Origin of the sequence: Levilactobacillus koreensis JCM 16448 (assembly GCF_001435525.1) — a bacterium.
Classification (GTDB): domain Bacteria; phylum Bacillota; class Bacilli; order Lactobacillales; family Lactobacillaceae; genus Levilactobacillus; species Levilactobacillus koreensis.
On the sequence record NZ_AZDP01000123.1, the window covers coordinates 54,891 to 62,197 of the forward strand.

Genomic DNA, 7,307 nt, shown 5'->3' on the forward strand with positions numbered 1-7,307 from the left:
TCGCCAGCCAAGTAGAACGACGCACCTGAGCCCATATCTGCCGACCTCTTGGCTTACACAGTGTACTTAGACGACGGGAATACTGACTGTAACAAGCGTTATTGATTAAACCCAAAGCGCTGAGTCTCCACGTTTTCCGACCGTTTCCGCGGTAATACGCAATCAGAGCCGGAGGAGGACAGGGATGCAGCCAGCCGTGGTAATATTGTGGGCTGGCCAGAGGCTAGCTCACAATATGGGCGACTTTGGAGACACGCGGTCTTCGTGGCTTCAAAGCGAGCGAGAAGACTGGTGATTTTCCAGTCTGAAGTGTCCCCACAGCAGGCGGAATCCCTGGCAGCCGTAGTGCGGCAAATTGACACTAGTTTAATTGAAAGAACCGTATTAATAAGGAGGAAACAAGTCACATGCAATGGACCGAAGTGAGTGTCATCACTACCAATGAAGCGGTAGAAGCCGTTAGCAACATCTTACAAGAAGCCGGGGCCAGCGGTGTTAAGATCGACGACGCAGCCGACTACGACCATCTGAAAGCGGGCAAGTACGGTGAGATCGTCGATTTGAAGACGATTCCACACCGGACTAGTGGGGCCGAAATCAGCGCCTACTATCCCGAAACGATTTTTGTTCCCGAAATTTTGCCGACCATCAAGCAACGGGTCAGTGATCTGACGAAATTTGGCTTGGACCCAACCCCAGGGACCGTCACGACTAAGGCCGTCGACGATGTCAGTTGGGCGACGGCTTGGCAGAAATATTACCATCCGGTTCGCGTGACACGCTACCTGACCGTTAGCCCCAGCTGGGAAAACTATCAACCCGTCCAGCCCGATGAGCACGTCATTCGCCTTGACCCCGGGATGGCCTTTGGGACCGGGACGCATCCGACCACGCGGCTGTCAATGACGGCGCTAGAAATGGTCGTTCGCGGCGGCGAGACCATGTACGATGTCGGTACGGGATCCGGTGTCCTGAGCATCGCTGCGAAATATCTGGGCGTCAAGCAGATTACGGCCTTTGACTTAGATAACGTTGCCGTACGTTCGGCTAAGACCAACCTAGACTTGAATCCGATTGCCAAGGATATCGTTGCTAAGCCCAACGACCTACTTAAAGGGATTCACCAGCCAGTCGACTTGGTCGTCGCCAACATTTTGGCCGAGATCATTTTGCCATTGATTCCTCAAGCCTGGGAGAATTTAAACGTTGGCGGCTACTTCCTGACATCCGGTATTATTGCTGACAAATTAGACGAAGTCGTGGCGGCACAAGAAAAGCAAGGCTTTATTATCGATAACATTTTACAAATGAAGGATTGGCGCGGCGTGATTGCCCATAAGCCAACGGAGGATGAATAGGGTATGCAACGGTATTTTCTAGAAACGGCCCATCAGACCGGTGACCACGTAGCGTTACCTGAATCGATTGCCCATCATTGGGTGACCGTCTTGCGGGCCGAACCCGGAGCGAAGGCGGAGTTCGTGGATAACACGGCGCACCTGTTTCATGGTCAACTCGACGCGATTGACCCGGCAACCGTCACACTGACGGCGGTGACCACGCCGACCGTTGAGTTGCCAGTTGCCGTGACGATTGCGTGTGGCCTGCCGAAACAAGAAAAGGCGGAATGGATCACGCAGAAGGCCACCGAGCTGGGCGTCGATCATATCGTCTTTTACGCCGCGGACTGGTCCGTAGCCAAGTGGCAGCCCAATAAAGTTGCGAAAAAGTTAGCGCGCCTAACTAAGATTGCCCACGGTGCTGCCGAACAAGCCCATCGCTTGCGGCGGCCCGAAGTGAGCTTTGCCAAGAGCCTCAAAGAAGTCGTGGAACAGCCGGCCGATGTAAAGCTGCTGGCGTATGAAGAATCGGCTAAACAGGGTGAACAAAGTGCGTTAAACCAGCAACTTCAGGCTATTCAGACGGGGCAAAGCCTGCTCGCCATTTTTGGCCCTGAAGGCGGTATTAGTCCGGCCGAGGTGCAAACGGCCCAGGCAGCCCAAGCCGTCTTAGTGGGGTTAGGACCCCGAATTTTACGGACCGAAACGGCCCCGTTATTTCTGCTGTCAGCGGTGTCAATGGTCTTGGAACTGCAACAACCGAGATAACAGGGTGAAATCTCACCTGAAACATGCTAAAATAATTGCAATATAAAGAGAGATAGGTGAGAGATAGATGGCAGTTTTAAATAAATTGGGGTGGCGGTACTGGATTATCGGTATCGTTATGGGCCTATTACTCCCGGCAGTCGCTACCTGGCTGAATATTAGTCCGGTCATGCGATTTGGCGGTCTGCTTCTGCTAGTGAATGGGGGCTTAGCCATTTGGTTGGGGAGACTCATCTATCGGCGCGCACAGCCCGGTTGGTGGCTCTTGATTTGGCCGCTGGTCTACTTGCTGGGGGCCTACTGGTTCCTCCCGCAGTACACGTTGTACTTTGCCGTGGTTTACCTGTGCCTGTCTTATTTAGGTTACGGGTTAACCCAAACGAAAATTGAAGTGAAATCATAATTTAAATCTAAGGGTGGTGGCGTCCAATATGACCAAAGAACGTGTCTGGACGGCTGAAGAAGTAATTGCCAGAGTCGGTAAATATATGAATGCGCAACACGTTGAAATGGTGGTCAAAGCTTGTCATTTCGCAACGGTCGCGCACAAAGACCAAACGCGACAATCCGGTGAGCCCTACATTATGCATCCCATTCAGGTGGCGGGGATTCTTGCCGACTTGAACATGGATCCCGAAACGGTTTCGGCTGGTTTCTTGCACGATATCGTGGAGGATACCGGCGTAACGTTGGGTGACGTGCAGGAGCTGTTTGGCGACGACGTGGCACTGATTGTGGACGGTGTGACCAAGTTAGGGAAAATTAAATACAAGTCTAACCGGGAACAATTGGCGGAAAATCACCGAAAACTCTTGCTAGCCATGTCCAAGGACATTCGGGTCATGATCGTCAAATTGGCCGACCGCCTGCATAACATGCGGACCTTGGAACACTTGCGACCGGACAAGCAACGCCGAATCGCCAACGAAACGCTCGAGATTTATGCGCCATTGGCCGACCGGTTAGGGATCAGCACCATCAAGTGGGAGCTGGAGGATATTTCCCTGCGCTACTTGAACCCGCAACAGTACTACCGAATCGTCCACCTGATGAATTCGCGGCGGGACCAGCGGGAACAGTACATCGCCGGTGCCATCAAGGATATTCAGGCATCCATTCAGGATCTCAAGTTGAATCCTGAAATCTATGGTCGACCGAAGCACATTTACTCCGTCTACCGAAAAATGAAGGACCAACACAAGCAATTTAGTCAGATCTATGACCTCCTGGCCATTCGGGTAATCGTTGATACCATTAAGGATTGTTATGCGGTGCTCGGGGCAATTCACTCGCAGTGGAAGCCCATGCCTGGACGGTTCAAGGACTATATTGCGATGCCCAAGGCCAACATGTACCAGTCATTGCATACCACGGTCATTGGACCAGAGGGCAAGCCCCTTGAGGTCCAAATTCGGACCAAAGAGATGCATGCCGTGGCTGAGTACGGGGTCGCTGCGCACTGGGCCTACAAGGAAGGCGTCAAGGACAAGGTCCAAGAGACCAACTCCGGTGACAAACTGAACTTGTTTAAGCACATTATCGAACTCCAAGAGGACACGGATGATGCGTCGGACTTCATGGACAGTGTCAAGGGTGAACTCTTCGGCGACCACGTTTACGCGTTCACGCCCAAGGGGGATGTCTTGGAGTTGCCCAAGGGGGCTGGGCCGTTGGATATGGCTTACGCCATTCACACCGAGGTCGGTCACCACACGACCGGGGCGACGATCAATGGGAAAATTGTACCGTTGAACTATGAGATCAAGAATGGAGACATCGTTGACATTCGGACGTCCTCGAGCTCCGCTGGGCCCAGTCGTGATTGGATGAAATTAGTGTCAACGCGACGGGCACGCAATAAGATCAAACAGTTCTTCCGGCAAACGGACCGGGAACAAAACATCGTCGCCGGTCAGGAAACGGTTGAACGAACGATTCGTGATTTGGGGTATGATCCGAAATTGTTGATGACCAAGGAAAACTTGGACCGAGTCACGGCGAAGATGCACTACCAACACGCCGATGATCTGATGGCTGCCATTGGGTTTGGTGACATGCAGCCACGAGGGGTCGCTAACCGGTTAACGGAAGGCGTCCGCCAAGCCGCTGAAGACGAGCGTCGCCGCCGCGAAGAGCGGGAGTTGCTGGAAGAACACCAGACCATCAAGAACGACAATGATAATGATAAGAAGGATCGCAAGAATAAGGACTCCGATGGCGTGGTCATCGAAGGCGTGGATAACCTGCTGATCCGGTTGAGTCACTGTTGTTCGCCGGTTCCTGGCGATGATATCGTGGGCTACATCACGAAAGGTCGCGGGGTCTCCGTTCACCGTAAGGACTGCCCGAACGTTCGGAACGCCGAAAAGAATGGCGAACGGATCGTGGCGGTTCGGTGGGGCAACATGGCTGGCGATAAGACCAACTACAACGCCGACATCGAGGTCCAGGGCTACAATCGTAATGGTTTGCTCAACGATGTGTTACGGACCATCAACAACAACACCAAGTACCTCACGTCCATCAATGGTAAGGTCGACCACAACAAGATGGCCACCATTTCTATCAGTTTGGGGACACGAAATCAATTAGAGTTGCAACGGATTTTGGATAACATTAAGAACATTCCGGACGTCTACGTGGTTAAGCGGGCGTTCCATTAATTAGTCAGAAGGGTGAATTAGCATGCGAGTCTTGCTTCAACGAGTCAGTCGCGCCAGTGTCGCCATTGACGGTCAAATTCACGGCGCCATCAATCAAGGGTTTCTCCTGCTAGTGGCTGCCGAGGATAGCGATACCAGTGAACAGGTCGACTACTTAGTGCATAAGATCAGTAAGTTGCGGGTTTTTCAAGACGACGCGGACAAGATGAATCTGAGCCTAGCCGATGTGCACGGTAGCGTGCTATCGGTGTCGCAATTCACACTGTACGCCAACACCAAGAAGGGCAACCGACCGAGCTTTGTGGCGGCCGGTGAACCGACCCACGCCAAGGCCCTTTATGAGGAATTCAATGAAAAGCTGGCGGCGACGGGACTCACGGTCGCCACGGGTGTGTTCGGGGCCGACATGCAGGTCGACCTGATCAATGACGGGCCAGTGACGATTTGGTTCGATACGGACGCCAAATAGGAAGTGGGCGAAAAGGCGGTCAGCTAGTGAGTATTAGGACTGGTAACCGAATAGTCCTGAACTTAGGTGGGCTAAGTGAAGCCAACGGCCTTTTGACACGCGTTCTGGCAAAACAAGATTAGCGGGGGACAGTTACGACTGCCCTCTTTTTTAGGAGGAAAAGCATGCGTTATCAGCAGTACTTTTGGGACTTCGATGGCACACTAGTGAATACGTATCCAGGGATGGTGGCCGCCTTTGGGGAGGCGCTGGTTGCCTCTGGGGTCAACGACTTTGAAATCGACAGTGAAGAAATTTATAAAACGATGCGACAACACAGCCTGGGGACCGCCTTGCAGCGCTTCTCGGCGGAGTATCAGCTTGACCGGGAGCGCTTGGAAAGGATTTATCGGTTACAGGCGGCTCCCCGATTAAAGGATGCACAGGCCTTTCAAGGGATTGGGGACCTGTTGGCACAGATCACGGCGGCTGGTGGCCGAAACTTTCTGTTAACGCATAAGGACCACCGGGCAATGAATCGGTTGGAGCAGTTGGGACTCGCCCAAGCCTTTACGGGTGCCGTGACGGCGGATGACGATTACCCGCGCAAGCCCGATCCAACGAGCTTACTGGCGCTGTGCCGCCAATATCAGGTCGACCCCAAAACGGCGATTATGGTTGGCGACCGGAACCTAGACGTTACGGCTGGTCACAGAGCGGGGATGGCCGGGGCGTTGTTTGACCCCGAACACCTTATTGTTGATGAAAGCCAACCGGAGATTCGTGTGATCAATTATGCTGAATTACGAGATTGGTTAATGATGGCTAAATAAAAAAGGCTCATGGCAAGTTTCCTCACGCGTGGGGAATGCTTGTCATGAACCTTTTAATTTAGCCGCGAGATAGAATCTCGTCAACGGCACCACCGTACGTTTCACCAAAGAGGTTGAGGTGGGCCAATAAATAATAAAGTTGATAGTGCGGTAATCGTTCGGCGTAGCCCGTGTCAAAGGGATAGCTGTCCTGATAACCCTTGTAGAAGTCGGCGCTAAAGCCACCAAAGATGGTGGTCATGGCAATGTCGAATTCACGGTCGCCATAGAGCACGTCGGGATCAATCAGGGTTGGCGTGCCATCGTCAGTAAACAGATAGTTGCCAGACCAGAGATCGCCGTGAAGCAGTGAAGGAACAATGTGCCGGCCGTCGTTTTCGGTCAGAATGTGTTGTCGGACCCGATCGTAGGCGGTTTGTCGCCGCTCGTTCCATAGACCGTGTTGCTGGGCCCGCTGAACCAGTGGGTCGAGGCGTTGCTGCAGGTAAAAGGTCGACCAATCGTCCTGCCAATTATTGTGCTTAGGCAACTTGCCGACGAGATTATCCTGGTCAAAACCAAACTGGGGAGCCGTGATGCGGTGAACCCGGGCGACGGCTTGCCCTAGGTCGTATTGACTGCCGTGTCCCGTTTCCAGAAATTCCAAGACCAGATAGGCGTCACCATCAATATTGCCGGTTGCGAGGACATCGGGTACGTTAACTGCCTGACCCAGTGCCTTGAGACCGGCGACCTCGTGACTGTAAAAACTAGCTGGCGTCTGTGGTTGGACCAGTAGAAATGCCGATCCCTCTGCCGTAGTTAAGCGAAAAGCCAGGTTGATGTCCCCACCAGATACGGGTGTTGCCGCGGTAATCTGGGAAAGGGGAAGTTGGGCCAACCAAGCTGGTGTGAGTTCCATATATTGTCGCGCTTCTTTCTAAAAATTAAGATGCTGACTAAAGGTTGAAAGATGAAATACCTGTCTTGCCCCAGTATCGGCAAGGATTCGCACCATTAAGATAGTGTGAAATTACCGCACTCCGGCTGCCAGGGATTCCGCCTGCTGTGGGGACGCTTCAGACTGGAAAGTCACCAGTCTTCTCGCTCGCTTTGAAGCCACGAAGACCGCGTGTCTCCAAAGTCGCCCGTGCTGTAAGCTGGCTGAATCGCAGCTTACAGCACCTCCACGGCTGGCTGCATCCCTGTCCTCCTCCGGCTCGACTGTGCTTTACCACGACAACAGTCGGAATACCTGGAGATTTAGCGTTTTCGG

At 52.9% G+C, this 7,307-nt stretch carries 7 protein-coding genes; 6 read left to right on the plus strand and 1 reads right to left on the minus strand.

Annotated elements, in window-relative coordinates:
• Nucleotides 1-407 precede the first annotated feature (407 nt).
• The 6 genes from prmA (at nt 408) to FC99_RS12985 (ending at nt 6,052) form a co-directional block, all read left to right on the plus strand.
• A complete protein-coding gene (gene prmA, locus FC99_RS12960; RefSeq protein ID WP_048735948.1) occupies nt 408-1,358 on the plus strand; it encodes a 50S ribosomal protein L11 methyltransferase in 951 nt (316 codons plus the stop codon).
• Between the two features lie 3 nt (nt 1,359-1,361).
• Complete coding sequence (locus FC99_RS12965; protein WP_048735949.1) at nt 1,362-2,108, plus strand: 16S rRNA (uracil(1498)-N(3))-methyltransferase; 747 nt, start codon at nt 1,362-1,364, stop codon at nt 2,106-2,108.
• A 67-nt stretch (nt 2,109-2,175) separates the two neighbouring features.
• Nucleotides 2,176-2,511 carry a hypothetical protein gene (locus tag FC99_RS12970; protein WP_048735950.1) on the plus strand — a complete coding sequence of 112 codons (336 nt, stop codon included), beginning with the start codon at nt 2,176-2,178 and terminating at the stop codon, nt 2,509-2,511.
• Nucleotides 2,512-2,539: 28 nt separating this feature from the next.
• A complete protein-coding gene (locus FC99_RS12975; RefSeq protein WP_048735951.1) occupies nt 2,540-4,771 on the plus strand; it encodes a RelA/SpoT family protein in 2,232 nt (743 codons plus the stop codon).
• Between the two features lie 22 nt (nt 4,772-4,793).
• Nucleotides 4,794-5,240 carry a D-aminoacyl-tRNA deacylase gene (gene dtd, locus FC99_RS12980; protein ID WP_048735952.1) on the plus strand — a complete coding sequence of 149 codons (447 nt, stop codon included), beginning with the start codon at nt 4,794-4,796 and terminating at the stop codon, nt 5,238-5,240.
• Between the two features lie 164 nt (nt 5,241-5,404).
• The gene (locus FC99_RS12985) at nt 5,405-6,052 is read left to right on the plus strand and encodes an HAD-IA family hydrolase (protein WP_048735953.1); all 648 of its coding nucleotides are present in this window, start codon (nt 5,405-5,407) and stop codon (nt 6,050-6,052) included.
• 58 nt (nt 6,053-6,110) lie between these two features.
• Here FC99_RS12985 and FC99_RS12990 read toward each other — a convergent pair whose 3' ends face one another.
• Nucleotides 6,111-6,953, minus strand: a complete 843-nt coding sequence (locus FC99_RS12990) for a fructosamine kinase family protein (protein WP_048735954.1) — start codon at nt 6,951-6,953, stop codon at nt 6,111-6,113.
• Nucleotides 6,954-7,307: the final 354 nt, after the last annotated feature.